22 protein-coding genes and 1 pseudogene are annotated in these 23,995 nt (G+C 63.7%); 12 read left to right on the top strand and 11 right to left on the bottom strand.

Annotated features, from left to right (window positions below):
* Nucleotides 1–21 precede the first annotated feature (21 nt).
* The 6 genes from cpaB to NJ75_RS16725 are packed head-to-tail and all read left to right on the top strand — an operon-like array spanning nt 22 to nt 6,705.
* Complete coding sequence (gene cpaB / locus NJ75_RS16750; RefSeq protein ID WP_039336557.1) at nt 22–1,053, top strand: Flp pilus assembly protein CpaB; 1,032 nt, start codon at nt 22–24, stop codon at nt 1,051–1,053.
* The gene (locus tag NJ75_RS16745) at nt 1,053–2,711 is read left to right on the top strand and encodes a type II and III secretion system protein family protein (protein WP_407668289.1); all 1,659 of its coding nucleotides are present in this window, start codon (nt 1,053–1,055) and stop codon (nt 2,709–2,711) included. The genes cpaB and NJ75_RS16745 overlap by 1 nt, the downstream gene beginning before the upstream one ends.
* Before the next feature lie 14 nt (nt 2,712–2,725).
* Entirely contained in the window at nt 2,726–3,397 is a 672-nt protein-coding gene (locus tag NJ75_RS16740; RefSeq protein ID WP_039336662.1) for a CpaD family pilus assembly protein, read from the top strand.
* Between the two features lies 1 nt (nt 3,398).
* Complete coding sequence (locus NJ75_RS16735) at nt 3,399–4,664, top strand: P-loop NTPase family protein (RefSeq protein WP_039336555.1); 1,266 nt, start codon at nt 3,399–3,401, stop codon at nt 4,662–4,664.
* 39 nt (nt 4,665–4,703) lie between these two features.
* On the top strand, nt 4,704–5,678 hold the full coding sequence (locus NJ75_RS16730; RefSeq protein WP_039336552.1) for a type II secretion system F family protein: 975 nt from the start codon (nt 4,704–4,706) through the stop codon (nt 5,676–5,678).
* 16 nt (nt 5,679–5,694) lie between these two features.
* A complete protein-coding gene (locus tag NJ75_RS16725) occupies nt 5,695–6,705 on the top strand; it encodes a type II secretion system F family protein (RefSeq protein WP_039336550.1) in 1,011 nt (336 codons plus the stop codon).
* A gap of 74 nt (nt 6,706–6,779) precedes the next feature.
* On the opposite strand, the gene NJ75_RS16720 is transcribed toward NJ75_RS16725, so the two are convergent.
* From NJ75_RS16720 to NJ75_RS16695, 6 genes are all read right to left on the bottom strand, one after another.
* Nucleotides 6,780–7,787 (bottom strand): fumarylacetoacetate hydrolase family protein, encoded by a 1,008-nt coding sequence (locus NJ75_RS16720; RefSeq protein ID WP_039336548.1) that lies wholly within the window; start codon nt 7,785–7,787, stop codon nt 6,780–6,782.
* Nucleotides 7,784–8,242, bottom strand: a complete 459-nt coding sequence (locus tag NJ75_RS16715; protein ID WP_039336546.1) for a MarR family winged helix-turn-helix transcriptional regulator — start codon at nt 8,240–8,242, stop codon at nt 7,784–7,786. Before NJ75_RS16715 ends, NJ75_RS16720 begins: the two co-directional genes overlap by 4 nt.
* A gap of 203 nt (nt 8,243–8,445) precedes the next feature.
* Nucleotides 8,446–9,084: a TetR family transcriptional regulator gene (locus tag NJ75_RS16710; protein ID WP_039336544.1), complete on the bottom strand. Its 639-nt coding sequence runs from the start codon at nt 9,082–9,084 to the stop codon at nt 8,446–8,448.
* A complete protein-coding gene (locus NJ75_RS16705) occupies nt 9,081–9,953 on the bottom strand; it encodes a crotonase/enoyl-CoA hydratase family protein (RefSeq protein ID WP_039336541.1) in 873 nt (290 codons plus the stop codon). The genes NJ75_RS16710 and NJ75_RS16705 overlap by 4 nt, the downstream gene beginning before the upstream one ends.
* A gap of 119 nt (nt 9,954–10,072) precedes the next feature.
* Nucleotides 10,073–10,858, bottom strand: coding sequence for an SDR family NAD(P)-dependent oxidoreductase (locus NJ75_RS16700; protein ID WP_039336538.1), 786 nt, complete (start codon nt 10,856–10,858; stop codon nt 10,073–10,075).
* Nucleotides 10,859–10,887: 29 nt separating this feature from the next.
* Nucleotides 10,888–12,060 carry an acetyl-CoA C-acetyltransferase gene (locus NJ75_RS16695; RefSeq protein WP_039336537.1) on the bottom strand — a complete coding sequence of 391 codons (1,173 nt, stop codon included), beginning with the start codon at nt 12,058–12,060 and terminating at the stop codon, nt 10,888–10,890.
* 105 nt (nt 12,061–12,165) lie between these two features.
* Here NJ75_RS16695 and thiL point away from each other — a divergent pair, with 105 nt between their 5' ends.
* From thiL to NJ75_RS16670, 5 genes are all read left to right on the top strand, one after another.
* Nucleotides 12,166–13,041, top strand: coding sequence for a thiamine-phosphate kinase (gene thiL / locus NJ75_RS16690; RefSeq protein ID WP_039336535.1), 876 nt, complete (start codon nt 12,166–12,168; stop codon nt 13,039–13,041).
* A gap of 120 nt (nt 13,042–13,161) precedes the next feature.
* Nucleotides 13,162–15,285 (top strand): sodium-translocating pyrophosphatase, encoded by a 2,124-nt coding sequence (locus NJ75_RS16685; RefSeq protein ID WP_039336660.1) that lies wholly within the window; start codon nt 13,162–13,164, stop codon nt 15,283–15,285.
* 148 nt (nt 15,286–15,433) lie between these two features.
* Nucleotides 15,434–16,582: a GNAT family N-acetyltransferase gene (locus NJ75_RS16680; protein WP_039336658.1), complete on the top strand. Its 1,149-nt coding sequence runs from the start codon at nt 15,434–15,436 to the stop codon at nt 16,580–16,582.
* Nucleotides 16,579–17,460 (top strand): cupin domain-containing protein, encoded by an 882-nt coding sequence (locus NJ75_RS16675; RefSeq protein WP_039336534.1) that lies wholly within the window; start codon nt 16,579–16,581, stop codon nt 17,458–17,460. Before NJ75_RS16680 ends, NJ75_RS16675 begins: the two co-directional genes overlap by 4 nt.
* 45 nt (nt 17,461–17,505) lie before the next feature.
* On the top strand, nt 17,506–18,408 hold the full coding sequence (locus NJ75_RS16670; protein ID WP_039336532.1) for an acyl-CoA thioesterase: 903 nt from the start codon (nt 17,506–17,508) through the stop codon (nt 18,406–18,408).
* On the opposite strand, the gene NJ75_RS16665 is transcribed toward NJ75_RS16670, so the two are convergent.
* The 4 genes from NJ75_RS16665 to uvrC form a co-directional block, all read right to left on the bottom strand.
* The gene (locus tag NJ75_RS16665; protein ID WP_039336531.1) at nt 18,409–18,861 is read right to left on the bottom strand and encodes a hypothetical protein; all 453 of its coding nucleotides are present in this window, start codon (nt 18,859–18,861) and stop codon (nt 18,409–18,411) included.
* On the bottom strand, nt 18,858–19,787 hold the full coding sequence (locus NJ75_RS23430) for a hypothetical protein (protein ID WP_052242590.1): 930 nt from the start codon (nt 19,785–19,787) through the stop codon (nt 18,858–18,860). Before NJ75_RS23430 ends, NJ75_RS16665 begins: the two co-directional genes overlap by 4 nt.
* Before the next feature lie 128 nt (nt 19,788–19,915).
* Nucleotides 19,916–20,974, bottom strand: coding sequence for a PLP-dependent cysteine synthase family protein (locus tag NJ75_RS16655; RefSeq protein ID WP_039336530.1), 1,059 nt, complete (start codon nt 20,972–20,974; stop codon nt 19,916–19,918).
* A 15-nt stretch (nt 20,975–20,989) separates the two neighbouring features.
* Entirely contained in the window at nt 20,990–22,927 is a 1,938-nt protein-coding gene (gene uvrC / locus NJ75_RS16650; RefSeq protein ID WP_039336528.1) for an excinuclease ABC subunit UvrC, read from the bottom strand.
* Between the two features lie 130 nt (nt 22,928–23,057).
* Here uvrC and NJ75_RS16645 point away from each other — a divergent pair, with 130 nt between their 5' ends.
* A complete protein-coding gene (locus NJ75_RS16645; protein WP_052242589.1) occupies nt 23,058–23,465 on the top strand; it encodes a PilZ domain-containing protein in 408 nt (135 codons plus the stop codon).
* Nucleotides 23,466–23,469: 4 nt separating this feature from the next.
* On the opposite strand, the pseudogene NJ75_RS16640 reads toward NJ75_RS16645, so the two are convergent.
* A pseudogene (locus NJ75_RS16640) lies at nt 23,470–23,995 on the bottom strand (TonB-dependent receptor); the annotation flags it as partial.

Raw genomic sequence — 23,995 nt, 5'->3', positions numbered from 1 at the left:
TAAGAGGGCGGGACAAGTAGCATGGACAAGAGGAAGCTGATGTTGCTGGTGGGGGCGCTGATCGTTGCGATCGGCACGGCCTTCGCAGCAAGGAGCCTTTTCGCTGGCGCGTCCACGCCTCAGGCAGAAGCTGCGGCAAAGATGCCGATGGGCCCGAAGGTGCTGGTAGCCCAGCGCGCCCTGCCCGTCGGCACCATCATTACCGCCGACGCCCTCAACTTCCAGGCATGGCCCAAGGACATGGTCCAGGACGCCTACTTCGTCGAGGGCGAAGCTGACATGCAGAAGCTGCTGGGCACCGTGGTGCGCAACCCGATGACTGCAGGCGAGCCGGTCACCAAGGGCAACCTCGTTGCGCCCGGCGACCGTGGCTTCCTCGCAGCTGCTCTCGGGCCAGGCATGCGCGCCGTCACCATCCCTGTCTCGGCCCGCACCGGCGTAGCCGGCTTCGTCTTCCCGGGCGACCATATCGACCTGGTGCTGACCCAGACCGTCAAGGGCAGCGGCGACAGCGGCATGGCACTGAAGGCATCGGAAACGATCCTCAAGAACCTGCGCGTGCTCGCAACGGACCAGTCAACCGAGCAGGAAATGGTCGAGGGCAAGACCCGCGTGCGCACCTTCAGCACCGTCACGCTCGAAGTCACGCCCAAGATCGCGGAGAAGATTGCCGTGGCCCAGACGATCGGCACGATCAGCCTTTCGCTGCGCTCTCTGGCGGACAACTCGGCCGAGCTTGAGCAGGCGATTGCCTCGGGCGACGTCAAGATCCCGGCCGGCGCTACCAAGCAGCAGGAAGAGGCGCTGATCAAGCAGGCCATGGCTCGCCCTATCGAAAGCAGCAAGGCCAGCTTCGTGACCGGCGGCGATGTATCGCGCTTCCAGCGCACGACCGTGCCAGTGGCAACTGCTCCGGCAGGCGGCGGATATTCCGCTCCCGCCGCGAGCCCGGCCCCGCAGATGGCAGCAAACGGCCGACCGGTGCCTACCGGCCCCGTGGTCCGCGTGACCCGCGGCAAGGACACCGAAGATGTCTCGATAGGAGCGAAGTGATGAGCTGCGCTCTCCACACCAAGATCATGCGACAGATCCCGACCTCGAAGGGCAGCACCATGAACCGCCGTTTTTCCTCCAAGCTCCTCACGGCCGCGCTGATCGCTGCCCCGCTGGCGATGATGCCCGCATCCGGCATGCTCCACGCACAAAGCCTGACGAGCCCCGCCCGCACCGTCACGATTTCGATCGGTCGCGGAGAGCTGGTCACCGTCCCCGGTCGCATGGCCGACGTGTTCGTCGCCGACGACAAGGTGGCAGACGTCCAGGTCAAGTCGACCAACCAGTTCTACGTGTTCGGCAAGTCGGGCGGCGAGACAACCGTATACGCCAGCAACGCCAAGGGTGACGTCGTCTGGTCGGCCAACATTCGCGTCGGCAACAACATCGACTCGATCGATCAGATGCTGCACCTCGCCATGCCCGAGGCTCGCGTCAACGTCGCAACGATGAACAACACGGTCCTGCTGACCGGCACGGTCGGCGCGCCCGAGGACGCGGCCGAGGCAGAGCGCCTCGTGCGCGCTTTTGTCGGCGACAAGACCAACGTGATCAGCCGCCTGAAGATGGCAACGCCATTGCAGGTCAGCCTCCACGTGAAATTCGCCGAAGTCAGCCGCACGCTGGTGCGCGACCTGGGCGTGAACCTGACCAGCATCGATGGCACGGGCGGCTTCAAGTTCGGCATCGGACAGGGTCGTTCCGCAGCATCGACCTACACCACCGACCGTAACCTGCCGTTTGGTGTCGGAACTTCGTCGACCACTGGATTTACCTTCGATCCGACCAAGGTAACTGAGTCCAATCCGCTTGGCCTGGTGGAAAAGGCCGGCAGTTCGGTCACGGCCACCACTACCGGCACCACCATTGCCGGCATGGGCAAGCTTCTCGGCCTCGATCTGCTCGGGGCGCTCGATGCCGGCGAGACGCTGGGCCTTGTCACTACCCTGTCCGAGCCGAACCTGACCGCGCTTTCCGGCGAGACTGCCGACTTCCTGGCGGGTGGCGAATACCCGATCCCTGTTTCGCAGGGCCTTGGCACCACCTCGATCGAGTACAAGCGCTACGGCGTCAGCCTCGCCTATACGCCAACGGTCCTGGCCAACGGCCGCATCTCGATCCGCGTTCGTCCTGAAGTCTCCGAGCTTTCGAGCACGGGCGCACTGAAGCTCGACAGCGTCGAAATCCCGGCCCTGACCGTGCGCCGGGCCGAGACGACGATCGAACTCGGTTCGGGTCAGTCCTTCATGATCGCAGGCCTGCTGCAGAATGGCGCGCAGAACGCGCTGACCAAGATGCCTGGCGTGGGTGACGTGCCGATCCTTGGCTCGCTGTTCCGCTCGACCCGCTATCGCAAGGGCGAGACGGAACTGGTCATCGTGGTCACGCCGTATCTGGTGAACCCGGTAAACGCCAACGACATCAAGCTGCCGACCGACGGCTTCCAGAGCCCGAACGACATCCAGCGCCTGCTTGGCAACATGGAGAACGACGGGGTCACCGGTGGCGACCGGCCAAAGCCGACCGAAAAGGAAGGCACGGTTCAGACCGGTCCCAAGGTCGGCGCTCTCGACAAGCCCGCGAAGGCACCGCAGCCAGCCGACCGCCGCAGCGACAAGAAGGTCGCCAGCGCCGAACCCGGCTTCAGCATCCAGTGAACGAGGGACAGCTCATGCGCACCAATCATACCCGCCGCGCTTCCGCAGCGCTGCTGCTTTCACTGGCAACGGCCCTCTCGGCCTGTTCGGTCAACGCCCCCGAGAACCGCATGCTCAACTCGGTGCATCAGCCGATTGTCGAGCGCGACCGTTACGTCTTCGATGTCGAGACCCTGCCGGGCGGTGGCATTTCGATCCCGGAACAGCGGCGGCTCGCCGGGTGGTTCGAAAGCCTTGGCCTCAAGTATGGTGACAAGATCGCGATAGACGATCCCTTGCAGTCGAAGGCCACGATCGCGTCGGTCGATACGGTCGCCGGTCGCTGGGGCATGTTCGTCGAAGGCCCCGCCCCGGTTACCCCCGGTTATGTTCCGGCTGGCGGTGCGCGCATCGTCGTGACCCGCGCCACTGCCTCGGTACCTGGCTGCCCCGACTGGACGGCCAAGTCCGACTTCTCGATGAGCAACCGGACGACGTCGAACTTCGGCTGCGCCATCAACAGCAATCTCGCCGCGATGGTCGCCGACAAGGAACACCTCGTGAAGGGCGCCAACAGCACCGGGGAAACGGTGGTGATGAGCGGAACCAAGGCCATCGACAGCTTCCGCGCCGCCAAGCCAACCGGCGAAGATGGCCTGAAGAACAATTCGACGTCCAATGCCTCTGGCGGCAGTGGAGGAAACTGACATGAGCTGGAAGAATGCCAATCGCGACGCCTTCGCCGCCTTCATGTGCGACGAGACCGCGCTCGACGTCCTTCGCCCGGTCGTCGTCGACATGGGCTGGGCGCCGGAGAAGTGCCACCGTGGTGGCCTGCGCAACGCGATCCAGTCGCTTTCGATCACGGCCAGCCCGAACATCCTCATGGTCGACCTGTCGGAAAGCGGCGACCCGCTGAACGACATCAACGCTCTTGCCGAAGTTTGCGAGCCCGGCACCGTGGTCATCGCCGTGGGGCAGGTCAACGACGTACGCCTGTATCGCGACCTGATTGCCTCGGGCATTCAGGATTACCTGCTCAAGCCGCTCAATGCGGGGCAGATCCGCGATGCACTCGTCCAGGCGCAGACCATCTTTACCGCGCCCAAGAGCCATGATCCGAGTGCGGCGAAGCGCCACATCTCGACCGCCATCGTCGGCACGCGTGGCGGCGTCGGGGCGTCGACGCTGGCGACATCGCTCGCCTGGCTGTTTAGCACCGATCACAAGCTGCCCACTGCATTGCTGGATCTCGACGTCCATTTCGGCACCGGCGCACTGACGCTCGATCTGGAGCCCGGTCGCGGCCTGACCGACGCGATCGACAATCCAAGCCGCATCGACGGCTTGTTCATCGAACGCGCAATGATCCGGGCAAACGACAATCTGGCCATTCTGTCGGCCGAAGCGCCGATCAGTTCGCCGCTCATGACCGATGGCAGCGCATTCGTGCAACTGGAGGAGGAATTCCGCCAGGCGTTCGAGATGACTGTGATCGACATGCCGCGCAACATGCTGATCAACTTCCCGCACCTGCTGGGTGACGTGAACGTGGTGATCGTTGCGACCGAACTGACGCTGGCCGGCGCGCGCGATGCCATTCGCCTGCTTTCGTGGCTCAAGACCAATGCTGCCCACGCCCGTCCGATCGTGGTTGCCAACAAGGTGCAAGCCGGCGCCAACGAGATCAGCAAGGCTGATTTCGAAGCCTCGATCGAGCGCAAGATCAACTTCATGTTGCCCTACGACATCAAGGGGGCATCCAACGCGGCCAAGCTCGGACAGTCGTTCGTTGCAGCCAATCGCTCCTCGAAGGTCGGAGCCACGATCCGGGACATCGCCTTCGCGATCATCGGAACCGGTGAGGAAGATGCAGCGGCGGACACCACAGCCAGTGCGCGCAAGCCCTCGCTGCTCGGCAAGTTCGATCTCAAGAAGATGCTAAACAAGCCCAAGGCCGGTGTGCCCGCCTGACGGCCCGCATTCGCTTGAGGTGACGGGAAGAGACCTGCAATGGGGAATACGATCCAGCTGATCCTGATGGCCGGCGGCATGATGGCGGCGATGGTGCTTGGCTATGCCGCGCTGTCCGGCCCGTCCGCGTCCAAGGAGAGCGGCCGCCGTCTCCAGTCGGTACGCTTTCGGCACTCGGACAGCGCGGTTGACAAGGTCGAAGCGCAATACCGCAAGACCGTGGCAGCCCGCAAACCGCGTGCAGGAAAGATCGCCGGCTCGGGATCGCGGATGGAAGCGCTCGAACTGCGCCTCCACCGCACCGGCAAGGGCTGGACGCTGTCCCAGTACCTCTATGTCAGCGGCGGTCTTGCCCTGGCGGTCTTGCTTCTGGTCTTCCTCAAGACCGGAGCGCCCTTGCTGTCGCTGGTCGCTGGCCTGTTTGTCGGCATCGGCTTGCCGCACTTCATCGTCGGCCGGGCCATCGGCAAGCGCGTCGAAAACTTCACCACGCGCCTGCCCGATGCTCTCGATCTGCTGGTACGCGGGCTTCGATCCGGTCTTCCGGTGACGGAGACCCTGGGCGTGGTCGCCAGCGAACTCCCCGGCCCTGTGGGTGAAGAGTTCAAGCTGGTGACCGATCGCATCAAGGTCGGACGCACCATGGAAGAGGCACTGCAGGATACCGCCGATCGCCTCAACATGCCCGAGTTCAACTTCTTCTGTATCACGCTTGCCATCCAGCGCGAGACCGGCGGCAACCTGGCCGAGACGCTTTCGAACCTTTCGGACGTGCTGCGCAAACGCGCGCAGATGAAGCTCAAGGTCAAGGCGATGAGCTCGGAATCGAAGGCATCAGCCTATATCGTCGGCTCGCTGCCCTTCATCGTGTTTGCGCTGATCTATACGATCAACCCGGCCTATCTCAGCAAGTTCTTCGTGGACGAGCGCCTGATCATCGCCGGTCTGGGCGGGCTCACCTGGCTTGGCATCGGTTCGTTCATCATGGCCAAGATGGTCAACTTCGAAATCTGAGCGGGAGGGACCGGCCATGATCAACAACCCCGCAGGACCAACGCTGCTCGGCTTCGACGTTTACCTTGTCGGTTCAATCCTGATCGGGATTGCCGCAGCGGCCGTGATGCTTGCAGTCTACGCCGCCGTCACCGTGCGCGACCCCATGGCCAAGCGCGTGAAGGTCCTGAACGAACGGCGCGAACAGCTCAAGGCCGGCATCGTCACGGCGAATGCCCGCAAGCGCCAAAGCATCGTCCGCCGCAACCAGACCACCGACCAGATCCGCGGCTTCCTCGAATCGCTCAAGGTCCTGCAGGACAGCCAGCTGGCGGTGATCCAGCAGAAGCTGGCGCAGGCCGGCATCCGCAAGAAGGAATGGGCCGTCGCGGTCATCCTCGGACGCCTGGTCGGCCCGATCACTCTGGGGCTTCTGGGCGCGGTGCTCTTCTACTGGACCAACACGTTTGGGGATTGGGGTCCCATGAAGCGGATGGGCGCCTTCATGTTCATGCTCATCGCAGGGTATAAGGGGCCCGACGTCTTCATCCAGAACATGGTTTCCAAGCGGACCCACGCGATCCGCAAGGGCCTGCCCGATGCGCTCGACCTGCTGGTCATCTGCGCCGAAGCCGGCCTCACGGTCGATGCGGCCTTCAGCCGCGTCGCACGCGAACTGGGCCGCGCCTATCCGGAACTCGGGGACGAATTCTCGCTGACCGCCATCGAGCTGTCGTTCCTGACCGATCGTCGTCAGGCGTTCGAAAACCTCGCCTATCGTGTCGATCTGGAATCCGTCAAAGGCGTGGTGACCACGATGATCCAGACCGAGCGCTATGGTACGCCCCTCGCCTCGGCGCTGCGTGTCCTCTCTGCCGAATTCCGCAACGAGCGCATGATGCGTGCCGAGGAAAAGGCTGCACGCCTGCCCGCGATCATGACCATCCCGCTGATCCTGTTCATTCTGCCGGTGCTGTTCGTCGTGATCCTCGGCCCTGCTGCCTGCTCGATCAGCGACACGCTGATCAACAAGAAGCCCGGTAGCTGATCGGACCAGCCAAGGCATGAAAAAAGCCCCGCCGGACCTGCCGGCGGGGCTTTTCATTTTGCGGCAGAACGCGATCAGGCGCGGGTAACGGTCTGATCGATTGCCCCGAAGATGCTCTTGCCCTTAGCATCGCGCACTTCGATGCGCACCGTATCGCCCCACTTCAGGAACGGAGTCGAAGGCTGGCCCGAGGTAATCGTTTCAACCATGCGCTGTTCGGCAATGCAGGCGTACCCCTTGCCGCCTTGCGACACCGGACGCCCGGGCGAACCATCAGGATCGCGATTGGACACCGTGCCGGAGCCGATGATCGTCCCCGCCCCCAGACCGCGGGTCCTGGCAAGATGCGCGATCAACACCCCAAAATCGAAGGTGCATTCCTCGCCCGCCTCGACCCGACCGAAAGGCTGGCCGTTGACGTCGACCGAGAGCGTCCGCATCAGCTTGCCACCGCTCCATGCCTCGCCAAGGCTGGCCGGCGTCACGAACACCGGTGAAAAGTGGCTGGCAGGCTTCGACTGGACAAAGCCGAACCCTTTGGCAAGTTCGCCCGGAATGAGATTGCGCAGCGAAACGTCGTTCACCAGGCCAACGAGACGAATGTGCTTGAGTGCTTCGTCAGGCGCAACGCCTTGGGGAACGTCACCGGTCACGACGACGATCTCGGCCTCAAAGTCGCAACCCCATGCCTCGTCCCTCAGGGCAAGCGGTTCGCGCCCTCCGCGCAAATCGTCGCTACCCCCTTGGTACATCAGAGGATCGGTCCAGAAGCTTTCCGGCAGTTCCGCCCCGCGAGCCTTGCGGACGAGTTCAACGTGATTGACGTAGGCGCTGCCATCGGCCCACTGGTAGGCACGTGGGAGCGGGGCGCAGGCTTCACGTTCGTGGAACCGCTTGCGCGGAATTGCTTCATGGGCAAGCTCGATCGAAAGCGCCTCGACCAAGGGGAAGTAGCGGTCCCAGTCATCCAGCAAGGCCTGCATGGTCGGCACGATGTGATCGGCGTCGGCATACCAGGCAAGGTCGTTCGACACGACGATCAGCCGACCGTCGCGTCCCTGCGGTAATGATGCGAGCTTCACTTCTCTTCGCCTTCGAGCGTCCGGGCAGCCTTGAGCAGTTTCTCAAGAATGGCGCGCAGCTTTTCCTGTTCACGCGGGGTTATTGCCGAGAATATCTTCTGGTACATCTCGAACGCCTGCGGCCAGATCCTGCCGTGCAGTTCGCATCCCGATGCCGTCAGTTCCAGATGATGAGAGCGACCGTCCTGCTCGTTCGGGCTGCGCTGGACCAGGCCACGCTCCTCAAGCACCTTGCAAGCACGATTGACAGCCACCTTGTCCATCAGCGTGGCTCGAACAAGATCGCGTTGGGTCAAAGGCCCTGCGTCACCCAGCACGGCCATGATCCGCCATTCGGGAATCTTCAGGCCGAATTCGCTGCGATACTCGCCCGCTATGAGGCCGCTCACCGCATTCGAGGTGATGGCCATCCGGTAGGGCATGAAGTCGGTGAGGCGCGTTTGTGTTCCGGGCATGATTTCGTATCACATGAAACCAGCCTGATGCGCAAGAGCGAAATATTATGCCACCAAGCGGTGGCATGCGCGTTAGATCAATGCGCACGTAGGCGCTAGACGACATTTTCTTTATGCCGCCATGCCTCCAGCTTTAGCGCGCATTGCAGCGCAAGGGGTGCAGCATGGTTTCATGCTGCACCTGCTCGAGACTGCGATCCCGCTCAGTGTGCGAGGATGCCGGCCATGATGAAATCGACGGTGTGCTCGCGGTAGCTGTCGCGCAGTTCCTCGGTGAGGGTGTCTTGATCGAAGCAGTGCTTGAGCACCAGACGCGCCGAAAAGAAGCGATCGGCCGCGCCGGTAACCGTGAAGTAGAACAGCTGCGGGTTGATCGGCCGGAAGACGCCCGCCTTCACGCCATCGCCGATGAACCGGTTGTAGGCGCGATGCAGCGGCAGCAGATACTGGTCGGCGATTCGCTTCGCTTCAGCCTCGTCACTGTCACGAACAAGACGCATCAGCAGGCGGTTGAGATAGGGATATTCGAAATAGGTATCGATGCACTTCGAAATGTGCAGCCGCAGCTTGGCCTCGGGGCTCATGTCGTCCTTGGCGAGCAGGGCGTCGACCGACTTGACGATGTTCTCCATGTCTCGGTCGAGCAAGGCCTTGAGCATGCCCGCCTTGTTGCCGAAGTAGTACTTCACCAACGCGGAGTTCAGGCCGGACCGCAGGCTCAATTCCGATAGGGAGATGTCGACGACATCTCCCTCGCGCATGATGCTCGACGCGGTCTGCAGAAGCTGCTCGCGTGCGCCCGGCGTTTCCAGGCTTTCCCCCTTTGACACTTCCGTACTCATTCCCAACCCGGCTCGTTCCACCACGGATAAAACGACGGCATATCCGAAGAAACGCGTCCGGGGTAGCGGGGAGCGCGTTTTTCCAGAAAACTCGCGATGCCTTCGGCCGCATCGCCGCCGCGCGAGAGGGTGTAGATCGCACGGCTGTCGACGCGGTGCGCCTCCATCGGATGCGAAAACGACGGGTTATGCCACAGCATGGCGCGGGTCATCGCGACCGAGACCGCACTGGTGTTGTCGGCAATTTCGCGTGCGAGCGCGATTGCCACGGGCATGAGGTCCTCAGGTTCGTGCAGCGAGCGAACAAGGCCGCCGCGCAGGGCTTCCTCGGCATCGAAAACACGGCCGGTCATGCACCATTCGAGCGCTTGGGGCAGCCCCACGATACGCGGCAGAAACCAGCTCGACGCGGCTTCGGGCACGATCCCCCGGCGCGCAAAGACAAGGCCGAAGCGCGCCTTGGTCGAGGCCAGGCGGATGTCCATCGGCAACTGCATGGTGACGCCGACACCGACCGCCGCACCGTTGATAGCGCCGATCACCGGCTTCTTGGACTGATAGATGCGCAAGGTGATCATGCCGCCGCCATCGCGCACGCGAGGATCGGACAGGTCTTCCACCGCATCGCCGCTGGAGAAGACGTGCTTGCCGTCACTGGGTGTGAGGTCTGCGCCGGCACAGAATGCGCGGTCTCCCGCCCCGGTAACGATCACCGCGCGCACGCTGTCATCCGCATCGGTGCGATCGAACGCATCGATCATCTCGTTCATCATCGTGCCGGTATAGGCGTTCATCTTTTCGGGGCGGTGCAACGTGATCGTCGCGATGCCATCGGCGATGTCGAGCTTGATCTGCGTATAGTCGGCCACGAAACTCTCCCTTGAATGCCGTTGCGCTCCCGCGCAGGCGGGAGCCTCAGTCGGTTAGCGGAAGCGCCCCGCAAGACCACCGAGGTCCCCGCCTGCGCGGGGACACAACCTTAAGGCGATCAGCGCGGCGCCATGCGGATGGCGCCATCGAGGCGGACGTCCTCGCCGTTGAAGTAGCCGGTCTCGATCATGCACATGGCAAGGTTGGCGTACTCCTCGGGCATGCCGAGGCGCTTGGGGAACGGGACTGACGCCGCGAGCGCGTCCTTCACGTTCTGCGGCGCGCCCTGCAGCAGCGGGGTGTTGAAGATGCCGGGCAGGATGGTGTTGACGCGAATGCCCTCGCTCATCAGGTCACGCGCGATCGGCAGGGTCATGCCGACTACCCCGCCCTTCGAGGCCGAATAGGCGGCCTGGCCCATCTGGCCATCTTCAGCAGCAACCGAAGCGGTATTCACGATAGCGCCGCGCTCACCGAACTCGTCGCAGGGATCGAGAGTCATCATGCCGGCGGCCGACTTGGCAATGCAGCGGAACGTGCCGACGAGGTTGATCTGGATGATCCAGTTGAACGCATCCATCGGGAAGTGCTTGATCTCGCCTGTTTCCTTCGAACGGCTTGCCGTCTTGATGGCATTGCCGGTGCCGGCGCAGTTGACGAGGATGCGCTCCTGGCCATGCGCCGCGCGCGCCTTGGCAAAGCCGGCGTCTACACTCTCGTCGCTGGTCACGTTCACTTCGCAGAACACGCCGCCGATCTCGGCAGCCACGGCCTCGCCCTTTTCCTTCTGCAGATCGAAGATGGCGACCTTCACGCCCTTGGCGGCAAGCGCCCGGGCGGTGGCTGCGCCGAGGCCGGAAGCGCCGCCGGTGACCACGGCGGCAACGGTATTGTCGAGCTTCATTGCGAATTATCCTCTCTAAAGGGCTGAAATCAAAGAGCTTCGATAATGGTGACGTTGGCAACGCCGCCACCTTCGCACATCGTCTGCAGACCGTACTTGCCGCCGCGGGCGCGCAGGGCGTGGACGAGCGTGGCCATGAGCTTCGTACCCGAAGCGCCCAGCGGGTGACCGAGCGCAATGGCGCCGCCATTGACGTTGAGCTTCTCGGGGTCTGCCCCGGTGTGCTTGAGCCAGGCCATCGGCACCGACGCGAAGGCTTCGTTCACTTCATAAAGGTCGATGTCCGAGATCTTCATCCCGGCCCGCTGCAGCGCACGGTCGGTGGCGAAGAGCGGCTCTTCGAGCATGATCACCGGATCGCCCGCAGTCACGGTAAGGTTGTGGATGCGCGCCAACGGGGTGAGCCCGTGCGCCTTCAGTGCGGCTTCCGAGACGACCAGCACAGCGCTGGAACCGTCGCAGATCTGGCTGGAGCTGGCGGCGGTCAGCGAACCTTCCGGGCTGAGCAGCTTGACTCCGGCAATGCCTTCGAGCGTGGCATCGAAGCGGATCCCTTCGTCCACGGTGTGCATGGCGGGGCCTTCAGGTGCCTCGATTTCGACCGGCACGATCTCATTAGCGAAAGCCTGCGCGTTCGTCGCGGCGATAGCCTTCTGGTGACTGTTCAGCGAAAAACGATCGAGGTCATCCTTGGAGAACCCGTGCTTCTTGACGATCATTTCCGCGCCCATGAACTGCGAGAACATGATCCCCGGATACTTCTCGTCCAGACCCGGCGACTTGTAGTGGCCAAGGCCCTCCTTCATGTGGAACGTGGCGTTCGAGCCCATCGGCACCCGGCTCATGCTTTCCACGCCCGAAGCGATCACCACGTCCTGCACGCCCGACATCACCGCCTGCGCGGCGAACTGGATCGCCTGCTGCGAAGAACCGCACTGGCGATCGATGGTAACGGCCGGCGTCGATTGCGGCAGCAGCTTCGAGGCGAGCACGGCATTTCGGCCGACCTGCATCGCCTGCTGTCCGGCCTGGGTGACGCAGCCCATGATCACATCATCGACGGCAGTCGGGTCAATGCCGGTCCGAGCGATGATGGCATCCAGGCTGCGCGCGGCGAGATCGACAGGGTGAACGCCTGCAAGCCGTCCGCCGCGACGTCCTCCAGCCGTGCGTACTGCGTCGACGATATAGGCTGTTGCCATGTGTTCCGACTCCTCTCGATACATCTTTAATCGAACGATTAAGGGGCGAAATGGTGCTGGTCAAGCGGACTTGTGCGGTTCGCCAGCGCGCCCCATAGACCGGGCGTGAGCAAGGAATCCGACCTGATTGCGGCCATGCGCAAGCTGGCCCTGCACCCCGCCGCCCGCGGGTTGACTGATGACTGCGCGGTATTGCCGTTCGGCGGCGAGACGCTGGTGCTGACCCATGACATGATGGTCGAAGGCGTACACTGGCTGCCGGGACAGGACATGGCGGACGTGGCCTGGAAACTCGTCGCAACCAACTTGTCCGACCTGGCAGCCAAGGGGGCCGAACCGGTGGGTGTGCTGCTGGGCTTCACGCTGGGCGAGGAGGACACGCGCTTTGTTGCCGGACTTGGCGAGGCATTGCAGGCGTTTGGCGTGCCCTTGCTGGGAGGCGATACTGTCAGCGGCAACGGGCCCCGCAGCCTTGGACTGACCGCGCTGGGACGAGCGACCTGTTCACCCGTACCTTCGCGCAGCGGGGCAAAGGTGGGCGACACCCTCTGGCTTACCGGGCCGGTTGGTGCGGCGATGCTGGGGTTCGAAGCACTGCGCGACGGAACCGGCCGCGATAGCACCACTTTCCGGCGGCCCTTGCCTCGCCTTGCCGAAGGCCGGACACTTGCCCCACTGGCAACCGCGATGATGGACGTGTCTGACGGCCTGCTGATCGATGCGGCGCGCATGGCACAGGCCAGCGGCGTGACCTTCGCCATTGCCAGCGAGAGTGTGCCCTTCCCTGCCGCCCTGCCCGACAGCCGTCGCGACGATGCAATGCGCTGGGGCGACGATTACGAACTGCTGTTCACGCTCCCCCCGGGGTTACCTGCACCAGTCGCCGCCCTTCGCATCGGGGTGGCGCAGGCGGCGACATCATCACCTGTAATCATCGATGGTGCAGTGCCGCATGGCAATCTGGGTTATATGCACGATTAAAAAGCCCTTGGCCAAGGTCATGGAAGGGCTTGCGGGGCAGAAATAAAACGATAGCTTCCCCCCACCCGCAACGACGGGGACGGGCCACTCGTGGCACCGGACATAAAGGGGGATGCCAACGTGAACCTAGTCGTATTATCGATAATACTCGGGTTGCTTGCCGTCGTTTATGGCTTCGTGACCAGCCGTCAGGTGCTCGGCGCACCGGCGGGCAACGCCAGGATGCAGGAAATTGCCGCCGCCATTCAGGAAGGCGCGCAGGCCTACCTCAAGCGCCAGTACACCACCATCGCCATCGTCGGCGTGGTCGTCGCCGTGATCATTGCCGCAACGCTGGGCGCAATCTCAGCCACCGGCTTCGTGATCGGCGCCGTGCTTTCGGGCGTTGCGGGCTTCATCGGGATGAACATCTCGGTCCGCTCCAACGTGCGCACGGCTGCGGCGGCACAGAACGGCCTGCAGGCCGGCCTGACCCTCGCTTTCCGTGCGGGCGCAATCACTGGCATGCTGGTGGCAGGCCTCGCCCTGCTCGCCATCGCGGTTTTTTACCACTACCTGACCGACATCGCCGGTTACACCGTGGGCGGCGATGATCGCACCGTGGTCGACGGCCTCGTCGCGCTCGCGTTCGGTGCTTCGCTGATCTCGATCTTCGCGCGTCTTGGCGGTGGTATCTTCACCAAGGCGGCCGACGTCGGCGCCGACCTCGTCGGCAAGGTCGAAGCAGGCATCCCCGAAGACGATCCGCGCAACCCGGCCGTTATCGCCGACAACGTGGGCGACAATGTGGGCGACTGCGCCGGCATGGCCGCCGACCTGTTCGAAACCTATGTCGTGACCGTTGGCGCAACCATGGTGCTGACCGCACTGCTGCTCAAGGGCCTGGGCGATGCGCTCGGCGCGATGATGGCCCTGCCGCTGCTGATCGGCGGCGTCTGCATCGTCACCTCGATCATCGGCACCTACTTCGTCAAGCTCGGCTCCTCCAACAACATCATGGGCGCGATGTACAAGGGCTTCCTTGTCACCGCCGTCCTCTCCATCGGTGCGATCTGGTGGGCGATTTCCTATGCGCTGGGCGACATGGAAACCGCTATGAGCTACACCATCCTCGACAACACGGTGACCTTCACCGGCCGCGTGCTGTTCTACTGCTCGCTGCTCGGCCTCGTCATCACCGGCCTGATCATCTGGATCACCGAGTATTACACCGGCACCAACTATCGCCCGGTGCGCTCGATCGCCAAGTCGTCGGAAACCGGCCACGGCACCAACGTCATCCAGGGTCTGGCCATCAGCCTTGAATCGACCGCAATGCCGACGATCGTGATCTGCGCCGGCATCATCATTGCCTACCAGCTCGCCGGGCTGATCGGCATTGCCTATGCGGCAACCGCGATGCTGGCGCTGGCCGGCATGGTCGTGGCATTGGACGCCTATGGTCCAGTGACTGACAACGCCGGTGGCATCGCCGAGATGGCGGGCCTCGACGATTCGGTCCGTGACAAGACCGACGCACTGGACGCGGTGGGCAACACCACCAAGGCCGTAACCAAGGGCTATGCAATCGGATCGGCCGGCCTTGCCGCGCTTGTCCTTTTCGCGGCCTACACCACCGACCTCAGGGAGTTCTTCCCGAACCTCGCGGTCAGCTTCAGCCTCGAAAACCCCTATGTCATCGTCGGGCTGCTGCTCGGCGCGCTCCTGCCGTACCTGTTCGGCGCGATGGGCATGACCGCTGTGGGCCGCGCGGCGGGCGACGTGGTGATCGACGTGCGTGACCAGTTCCGCGACAATCCGGGGATCATGGCGGGCACCTCGAAGCCTGACTATGCCCGCACGGTGGACCTCGTCACCAAGGCCGCGATCAAGGAAATGATCGTGCCTTCGCTGCTGCCGGTGCTGGCCCCGATCGCGGTCTACTTCGTGATCGCAGCGGTGGCCGGTCAGGCCAACGGCTTTGCCGCCCTTGGCGCCCTGCTGCTGGGCGTGATCGTCGGCGGTCTGTTCGTCGCCATCTCGATGACCTCGGGCGGCGGCGCATGGGACAACGCCAAGAAGTACATCGAGGACGGCAACCACGGCGGCAAGGGCTCGGACGCCCACAAGGCCGCTGTCACGGGTGATACCGTGGGCGATCCCTACAAGGACACCGCTGGCCCTGCCGTGAACCCGATGATCAAGATAACCAACATCGTAGCTCTGCTGCTGCTCGCCGCTCTTGCAAGCAACGCCGTGGGTTAAGGAGCCAACGCCCAAGTTGGGGAGAGGATGCCCCGTCCGGAGCAATCCGGGCGGGGTATTTCTTTGCTGGCTTGTTAACCGAGTTTTCGGGCATTCCACCTAAGGCCGGTGGCGGAGACCCGAGAACTTGAACGTCGCGACATTCACCATGGCAAGCACGCCCAGTTCCTTCTGTCCGCCGAGCGCGGCGGTGGCAACGGTGCGGCCTTGGCGCGAGTGGACGGTCGACGGACGACCGGCGCAGTGGCAGGCGCTGGCCGAGAGTGCCTCGACAACCAATCCCTTCTTTGAACCCTGGTATCTCATACCCTCGCTCGAAGCCTTCGATCCCCAGGGGACCAAGCGCTTGCTGACCGTCGAGATTGGTGGCGAACTGGCCGCGCTGATGCCGCTGACCAGGCCGCGCCGCTATGGGCGTTGGCCGCTGCCGCACTTGGCGAGCTGGCTGCATCCCAACGCCTTTCTGGGCGTGCCCTTGGTTCGGGCCGGCTGCGAGAGAGTGTTCTGGCAAGCGCTGTTGCATTGGGCCGACGAAGCGGCGACACGCGAACAGGCTCTGTTCCTGCACCTGCCCGCAATGCCTCTGGAACAGCCATTGACCGCGGCGTTGTTCGAACTGTCCGAACTGCAGGGCCGCAAGTCTGCGCTCGTCATGCGCGAACGACGGGCCATGCTGCATTCGCCGCTTTCGCCGGATCTTTACCTCGAGCGCGCGCTGACCGGCAAGAAACGCAAGGAGTTGCGTCGCCAGCACGCGCGCCTGGCCGAACAGGGCACGCTGGCCTTCGAACGACAGCTGGATGCCACGGATCTCGAAAGCTGGATCGAGCAGTTTCTCCTGCTTGAAAGGCGCGGCTGGAAAGGCACCAGTGGCAGCGCAATGGCCTGTGCGTCCACGACGGAATCGCTGTTTCGCAAGGCGCTTGTCGAAGCTGCGGGGATTGGCAGGCTGGAGCGCCTGGCGCTGACGCTGGACGGGCGCCACATCGCAATGCTGGCCAATTTCCTGACGCCGCCCGGCAGCTTCTCCTACAAGACCGCCTTCGACGAGGATTTCGCGCGCTTTTCTCCCGGCGTCCTGTTGCAGCGCGAGAACCTCGCACTCCTGTCGCGACCGGACATCAGCTGGTGCGACAGCTGCGCCGCACCCGATCATCCGATGATCGACAGCCTCTGGACCGAACGCCGGCCGATCGGACGCATTTCGGTTGCCATCGGCGGCAGTATCCGGCGCAGGTTCTTCGAAACTCTCCTGTCGCTCGAATTGGGGCGCAACCCTGTCGGACTGAGCCGATGAACAAACCGATTGCCTTCGCTGGCGGAGCCGCGCCCCTCGACGCTTTCGACGAGACCTCGCGCGCCGCTTTCGCCGCCTCCTATCCGGAAGTGCCGCACAAGCTGGTCCACCGGCTGGGCATGCACCCGCTGATGCATCCCGATGCCCTCGCTATCCTTGGCGAGGCGCTGCCGGACCGCTCGGTCGAATACAATCGTGCGGCCTTGCCATTGGGGCTCAACGGGGAAAAAGCTCCCGCCAACGGCATTGGTATCGGCGAGACGATCCGCAACATCGCATCCACCGGCAGCTGGGCGGCTCTCAAGAATATCGAGCAGATCCCCGCCTATGCGGAGCTTCTCGACAGCCTGCTCGACGAATTGCGCCCGGTCATCGAACAGCGCACGGGCGCAATGCTGAAACCGCAGGGCTTCATCTTCGTGACCAGCCCGGGCGGCGTGACACCCTATCACTTCGACCCCGAACACAACATCCTCCTTCAGGTGATGGGGTCGAAGGTCATGACGATGTTTCCGGCAGGCGATGCCCGCTTTGCCCCGGACGAAACGCACGAGACCTATCACACCGGCGGCGGGCGAGACCTGTTCTGGCGCGATGAATTGCTCGGCGGCGGCAAGGACTGGTCGCTGTCCCCGGGCGAGGCGCTCTACGTGCCGGTGATGTCGCCCCATTTTGTACGCAACGGCCCGCAGCCCTCGGTTTCCCTCTCGATCACCTGGCGATCAGAATGGAGTTTTGCCGAAGCAGACGCGCGCGCCTTCAACGGGTTGCTGCGCAAGTTTGGCATGAAGCCACGCCCGCCCGGCCGCTGGCCGAATGGCAATCGCGCCAAGGCGCTGTGCTGGCGGGTCTATGCCAAGGCGCGTGGCTTGCGCTGAATTGATCCCGTTGACGTAAACGGCAGCCACGTCCATCGCGTTCGCATGACCGACTCTGAAAATCCGACACCGCAGGAACTCGTCGAAAGACTGCTCGACCTTCTCGACGTGAAGGACCACGGCGGCGACCGCTTCGAGGGTCGTCGCAAGATCGGCGGCGTCGGCCGCGTGTTCGGCGGCCAGGTGATCGGGCAGGCCTTGGCAAGTGCAGAACGCACCGTCCCCGCCGACCGCCCCGTCCATTCGCTCCATGCCTATTTCCTGCGCGGCGGAAACGAGGATCACGAGATCGACTTCAAGGTCGAGCGTGACCTCGATGGCGGCAGCTTTTCGAACCGCAGGGTGGTCGCCAGCCAGCTGGGCAAGCCGATTCTCAACATGGTCGCTTCGTTCCACCGGCGCGAGGACGGGCGACACCATGCAGAGCCGATGCCCCAGGTCGTGGGGCCGGACGACCTTGCCAGCGAGAGCGAGTTGCGCCTGCGTTATGCCGCAAAGATGCCCGAGAAGCAGCGCCAGCAAATGCTGCAGCCGCGGCCGATAGAGCTGCGCCCCATCGAGGCCCGGCACTGGATGAACAATGGACCGCAAGAACCGCGTGCGCACACCTGGTTCCGCTCGGTTGGCGCCCTGCCCGATGATCCCCGCATCCACCGTGCGGTCCTGGCCTATGCCAGCGACATGACCTTGCTTGGCACGTCCACCCTCCCGCACGACATCAGCTGGTCGAAAGGCAACCTGATGGGGGCGAGCCTCGATCATGCGATCTGGTTCCACGACGAGTTCCGCGCGGACGAATGGATGCTCTATGCGTGCGACAGTCCCTGGGCAGGGCGCGCGCGCGGTTTCAATCGCGGACGGATCTACACGCGTGATGGCCGTCTTGTCGCCAGCGTGGCGCAGGAAGGCCTGATTCGACCGATCGAGCGGAAGACGTCTGCCGACTGATCAGGGCTTGGCACAGACGGCGCCGACGATGCGGGGCTTGTCGATCATTGCGAAGACCACCCGTCCGAGCGACGTCACACCGGGTTTGCCGGCAAGTTCCCGGGCGACTTTCTCGAAACGGTGACAGTTGGCAGTGTCAGTCGCGCCCCCGCCATAGCGGTTGCCAAGTTGCGTGGAATAGCTTTCGTACGCCCGCTTCTGCGGCGCGAAGAACGCGCGCATGCGCCGGTCCGCCGCCGCAAAGATCGGGCGGTGCGTGCCCATCATGGCTTCGATGACCGGCCCGATATCGGTGCCGATCGCCTTGCAGCGCAGGGTCACCGCCATCATCATCGTCTCGAATTCGTGAACGCGCGCCGCAGTGATGGTTTCACGGTCAAGGCACGCTTCGGCCTGGGCCGGGGTTGCTGCAAGCAGCACGCCAGCCATTCCCAGTTCCACCGCGCGCCTCACTTCGTCGCCGTCGCGATCTGGCAGGCCGTTATCGGCAAGGCCATGAGCTGGTCGAACTGGCGAACCACCGCAGCCTGACGCGCATAGGCGGTAGCGGCGACCTGCTGCTGGTAGGAGCTGGCTTCCGCCGCCAGGGCATTCATCGGCGAAGGATCGCGGGACAGCTGAAAACTGTCATAGGCCTGCTGCAGCTTCTGCATATGGGCAATGGCCGCATCATTGTTGGCGCGGGCAAGATCGAGGTGCGGCTTGTAGCGGGTCTCGTAGAACGCATTGCGCTGTTCGGCCGAGCAGAACGAGGTTGGCAAGGACAGGTCGGCAATTTCGGTCAGGACTGGCCGCGGGGGCAACGCAAAGCCATTTGCTGCAGCGACCCGGTCCGTGCCGCCGCCAACTTCCTGCGACCTCGCGAGTTCGAGCAGCAGGTTCGCATCACTGGTCACGTCCGAGGCTTCGGCAATGGCAGCCTTGGGCGCTGCAACCACTGCTGGCTTTGGTTCCGCGGGGCTCTGCATCGGCACAGACGCGGCCGCTGGCGCAGTTGCAGCGACAGGCGTTGGCGGCGCGGACGGCGGAGCCGGCTGCGACACCACGGTCGCCACGGCCGGCGTCAGTTGAGCCGCAGGCGCCGCAACCGGCGCAACGGCTGGAGCGGCCACCGGCGCGACTGCAGCAGGCGAAATCGGAGCCTTGCGCAAGGTGGCAAGTTTCGCTCGCGCCAATCCGGCAAAGGTGCCGGCAGGGTACTGCTGCAGATAGGCATCATAGACCGCCGGATCGTCGCTTCCTGCCACCGACTGCCAGAAAGCCAGTTCAAAGGGCGACCCGACTCCATTGGCGGATTGCGCATGCGCAGGAGCAGAAACGCTCAGCAGCAGGCCCGCTGCCAGCGGAAGCGCTGCCTTGCGCAAATTCAGCCCCGCCATGCCACTAGCCCCCCGGCTTCATCCATATTCGATGCAACTTCTGTAGACAACAGACAGCAGCAGCCTGAAACCGCTCCAAACAGAATAGGTTACCGATGCGTCAATAGTGTTTTTGCGTATATCCTCCTTTAATTAAGCAAGTGTGTCGCCTTTTGGCCAAATTCGCGCCAATGTAAGCCCTGCGCTTCCAGCCACTGATCATCGTAATAGGTCTGGGCATAGCGCAAGCCCGAATCACACAGAATCGTTACGATCGATCCCACCTCACCCGCAGCCGCCATCTCTTCGACCAGCTGCAGGCAGGCGTGGATATTCGTTCCGGTCGAGCCGCCCACTGGCCTGCCGATCCGCGTGGCGATGGCACGCATTGCACCGATCGAAGCAGCATCCGGCACGGCGATCATGCGATCGATCACCTCCGGCACGAAGGAAGGTTCGACGCGTGGGCGGCCGATGCCTTCGATCAGGCAGCACGCACCCTGCGGCGGTGCTGTCACGCTACGATCGGCATGGTGACGATGGAAGACGGAGCCTTCGGGATCGGCCACGCAAAGCCGCGTCGGATATCGGCCATAGCGGATGAAGCGGCCAAGCGTGGCCGAAGTGCCGCCCGTCCCTGCCCCGCAGACGATCCAGGCCGGCACCGGATGGTCCTCGCGCGCCATCTGCTGGAAGATCGACTGCGCGATGTTGTTGTTGCCGCGCCAGTCCGTTGCCCGTTCAGCGTAAGTGAACTGATCAAGGAACAGTCCGCCCGCTTCGGCGGCAAGTCGCTCTGCCGCAGGGTACATCTCGCTCGCGCTGTCAACCATGTGAACATCGCCGCCATGGAAGCGGATGGCCTCGATCTTCGCAGGTGAGGTGCTGCGCGGGATGACAGCCACGAATTTCAGGCCGATCAGCTTGGCGAAATAAGCCTCGGAAACGGCGGTCGAACCGCTGGTGGCATCGACCAGCAACGTGCCGGGCCCGATGCGGTTGTTGCACAGGCCATAGAGGATCAGCGAGCGCGCCAGGCGGTGCTTGAGGCTGCCGGTCGGGTGGACGCTCTCGTCCTTGAGATAAAGCGTGATCCCCGGAAACTTGGGCAGTTCGACGCGGATCAGGTGGGTGTCGGCAGAGCGGTTGAAGTCCGCCTCGATCCGGCGCACGGCCTCGTCGCTCCATGCCCTGCGCTGGTCTGCCATCCTTGCCTCCATCCTCTACCCATTGGGATGATAGAAGTCATAGACGGTTTGCGCCACTGCCGCGCTGACGCCCGGTGCCCGCTGCAGATCATCAAGGCTGGCGGCGCGCACCTTGCCCGCCGTGCCGAAGTGCAGCAGCAGCGCGCGCTTGCGCGCCGGGCCGATGCCGGGGATTTCGTCCAGCGGACTTGCAGTAATCGCCCGGCTCCGCTTGGCGCGGTGTGCGCCAATGGCGAAGCGGTGGACCTCGTCGCGCATGTTCTGGAGGTGGAACAGCACCGGAGAGTTCACGGGAAGCATCTTCTCGCGCCCGTCGGGGAAGTGGAACACCTCGCGCCCTTCGCGCCCGTGGTGGGGGCCCTTGGCAATCGCGATCAGCGGCACGTCCTCGATACCAAGCTCGCCCAGTGCTTCCTTCACCGCCGACATTTGCCCCTTGCCGCCGTCGATCAGAACGAGGTCGGGCCACATGCCGCTTTCGCGATCAGGATCTTCCTCCTGCACCTTGCCGAAGCGGCGGGTCATCACTTCGCGCATCATGCCGAAGTCGTCGTTGGTCTGCGCGGTCTTGATGTTCCACTTGCGGTACTGGCCCTTCAAGAAGCCTTCCGGCCCCGCGACGATCATCGCACCCAAGGCATTGGTGCCCTGAATGTGGCTGTTGTCGTAGACCTCGATGCGCTGCGGCACTTCCGGCAGCTCGAGGAACTCGGCCAGCTCGCGCATGACTTTGGCCTTGGTGCCGCTTTCGGCCATGCGGCGGTCGAGCGATTCCACCGCGTTGCGCTGTGCCTGCTCCATCAACCGGCGCCGGTCGCCGCGCTGTGGCACCGAGATCTCGACCTTGCCGCCCGCGCCCTCGCACAGGGCTTCGGCCAGCAGCGCAGCCTCGGGCAGTTCGCGGTCCACCAGGATCAGGCGTGCAGGTGGCACTTCCTCGTAGAACTGCGCGAGGAAGCTGGTCATTACCTCTTCCTCCGACAGGCCCTCGGTGTGGCTGGGGAAGAAGGCGCGGTGGCCCCAGTTCTGCCCGCCGCGGATGAAGAAGGCCTGCACCGCAACCTGCCCGCTCTTGACCGCCATGGCGAAGACATCGGCATTGCCGACCCCTTCGGCATTGATCGCCTGGCTGCCCTGGATGAAGGTGGCGGCGCGCAGGCGATCGCGCAGCATCGCGGCGCGCTCGAAGTCAAGGTTCTCTGCCGCCTCCTGCATCTGCGCCTCGATCTCGCGTTGGACGGCGCTTGATTTGCCGCCGAGGAAATCCTTCGCCTGCCGGACCAGTTCGCCGTAGTCCTCCGAGCTGATCCGGTCGACGCAAGGGGCCGAACAACGGCGGATCTGGTAGAGCAGGCAAGGCCGGTCACGCCGCGCCATGAAGCCGTCGTTGCAGCTTCGAAGAAGAAACAGCTTCTGCAACGCGTTGATCGTGGTGTTGACGCTGCCAGCGCTGGCAAAGGGGCCATAATAATTGCCCTTGGCCTTGCGCGCTCCCCGGTGCTTCTGGATGCGCGGGAACGCGTGATCGCCGCGCAAAAGGATGAACGGGAACGATTTGTCATCGCGCAGCAGCACGTTGTAGGGCGGGCGGAAGCGCTTGATCAGCTGTGCTTCAAGCAGCAGCGCCTCGGCTTCGGAATTGGTTGTGACAATCGTCATGCTGCGCGTCTGGCTGACCATGCGGCGAAGGCGGTTGGGCAGGCGATCCACCTGTGTGTAATTCGCAACGCGGTTCTTCAGCGCCCGTGCCTTGCCCACGTAGAGCACGTCCCCGCGCGCATCGAGCATGCGGTAGACGCCGGGCTTGGGCCGCAGCGTGTTCACCGTATCGCGGATGACCGACACGCCCAGCTCAATGTCCGGCTTGTCCGCTCCGCGCACGGTGGTGGACGCGCGATCTTCGTGGAAGCGCTCGGTATCGCGGTCGGGTGGAGGGGCGGGCGTGCGGGCCATGGCGTCCCCCTGCAAATAGTCGCTGAAGCGCGCGGCGCAATGGCAAGGTGGCCGGTTTCCCCAAAGTCATCAGGGTTTTCCCGCATGGTCCGTTTTGGCAGTATTAGCGCCGTTGCGCGACAAGCCTCACATGATCGGTCAACCATTTGGCAGGGCTGGAACGAGCGCAAGCGCCATTCCTCAGGGGCGGCGTAGCGACGCTCGCGTTCGCCTGCATCTGCCCGCACGCCTGATCCTCCTGACAAGCGTGCAGTCCTGCATACTCGAAGATCTCTCGGCTACCGGAGCCGCCCTTATTCCTGAGGAAGGCCTGCCCCCGGTCGGCGCTTCAGCGATCCTGCAATGTGAACATATTGAAGCCTTCGGCCAGATTCGCTGGGCCCGTTATGGCCGTTGCGGCGTGATGTTCGAGGAGAAACTGCCCCTGTCGCAAGTCATCGCCCTCAGGCACTTTTCCGACAACTTCGAGCAGACCGAGCGCGAACGCCACAAGGAACGCGCCCGGGCCTGGGTTCAAGGCAAGAGCCGGATCGTCTGAACCGTCAGAACTGCTTGCGGAACTCGATCTCGAACACCCGGCCGCGCGGATCCTGATACCCCGGCTGATAGCGCAGTGGCACCGCCCCGCTATCGTCAGTGACCCGCTGCTGAGCGTTGAACACGTTGTCGACAGACAGAGACACGCGCGAGCCTTTCAGGAACGGCACCTGCTCCACCAGTTTCGCCTTTCTGCCCAAATCAGCGAAAAGGCGCAGGTTGAATGTCGCGATCGGCGCGAACCTGAGAGTTGTGGAACCCGGCAGGCCGCTGGCATCGATGCGGGAACCGCCAGTGTAATTGCCACTGAAGCGCAGGCCGAACCCGCGATAGAATCCGCCGCCCTCCATCTCGAGCGAATGGCGCGCCACGCTCCCGCTGATGGCATCGCCATCCAGAAGGTTAAGCACGGTTCCACCCGACGCGATCTGCACCGATTGCTGGAAGCGCACGGTGTGGAACACAGAGAGGTTCCATCGCCCCCGGCCGTCGGAGTTTAACCCGCCCGGCCCACCGCGACCGCCGCCGCCC

The organism is Novosphingobium subterraneum (assembly GCF_000807925.1).
Lineage (GTDB): Bacteria > Pseudomonadota > Alphaproteobacteria > Sphingomonadales > Sphingomonadaceae > Novosphingobium > Novosphingobium subterraneum.
Note: the sequence above shows the minus strand (reverse complement) of the source record. Positions and strands in the feature narration are given on the sequence as shown.

Coding starts and splice junctions, on each gene's coding strand:
- cpaB (WP_039336557.1), top strand. CDS start 22: ATGGACAAGAGGAAGCTGATGTTGCTGGTGGGGGCGCTGATCGTTGCG.
- NJ75_RS16745 (WP_407668289.1), top strand. CDS start 1,053: ATGAGCTGCGCTCTCCACACCAAGATCATGCGACAGATCCCGACCTCG.
- NJ75_RS16740 (WP_039336662.1), top strand. CDS start 2,726: ATGCGCACCAATCATACCCGCCGCGCTTCCGCAGCGCTGCTGCTTTCA.
- NJ75_RS16735 (WP_039336555.1), top strand. CDS start 3,399: ATGAGCTGGAAGAATGCCAATCGCGACGCCTTCGCCGCCTTCATGTGC.
- NJ75_RS16730 (WP_039336552.1), top strand. CDS start 4,704: ATGGGGAATACGATCCAGCTGATCCTGATGGCCGGCGGCATGATGGCG.
- NJ75_RS16725 (WP_039336550.1), top strand. CDS start 5,695: ATGATCAACAACCCCGCAGGACCAACGCTGCTCGGCTTCGACGTTTAC.
- NJ75_RS16715 (WP_039336546.1), bottom strand. CDS start 8,242: ATGCCCGGAACACAAACGCGCCTCACCGACTTCATGCCCTACCGGATG.
- NJ75_RS16710 (WP_039336544.1), bottom strand. CDS start 9,084: ATGAGTACGGAAGTGTCAAAGGGGGAAAGCCTGGAAACGCCGGGCGCA.
- NJ75_RS16700 (WP_039336538.1), bottom strand. CDS start 10,858: ATGAAGCTCGACAATACCGTTGCCGCCGTGGTCACCGGCGGCGCTTCC.
- NJ75_RS16695 (WP_039336537.1), bottom strand. CDS start 12,060: ATGGCAACAGCCTATATCGTCGACGCAGTACGCACGGCTGGAGGACGT.
- NJ75_RS16680 (WP_039336658.1), top strand. CDS start 15,434: ATGGCAAGCACGCCCAGTTCCTTCTGTCCGCCGAGCGCGGCGGTGGCA.
- NJ75_RS16675 (WP_039336534.1), top strand. CDS start 16,579: ATGAACAAACCGATTGCCTTCGCTGGCGGAGCCGCGCCCCTCGACGCT.
- NJ75_RS16670 (WP_039336532.1), top strand. CDS start 17,506: ATGACCGACTCTGAAAATCCGACACCGCAGGAACTCGTCGAAAGACTG.
- NJ75_RS23430 (WP_052242590.1), bottom strand. CDS start 19,787: ATGGCGGGGCTGAATTTGCGCAAGGCAGCGCTTCCGCTGGCAGCGGGC.
- NJ75_RS16655 (WP_039336530.1), bottom strand. CDS start 20,974: ATGGCAGACCAGCGCAGGGCATGGAGCGACGAGGCCGTGCGCCGGATC.
- uvrC (WP_039336528.1), bottom strand. CDS start 22,927: ATGGCCCGCACGCCCGCCCCTCCACCCGACCGCGATACCGAGCGCTTC.
- NJ75_RS16645 (WP_052242589.1), top strand. CDS start 23,058: ATGATCGGTCAACCATTTGGCAGGGCTGGAACGAGCGCAAGCGCCATT.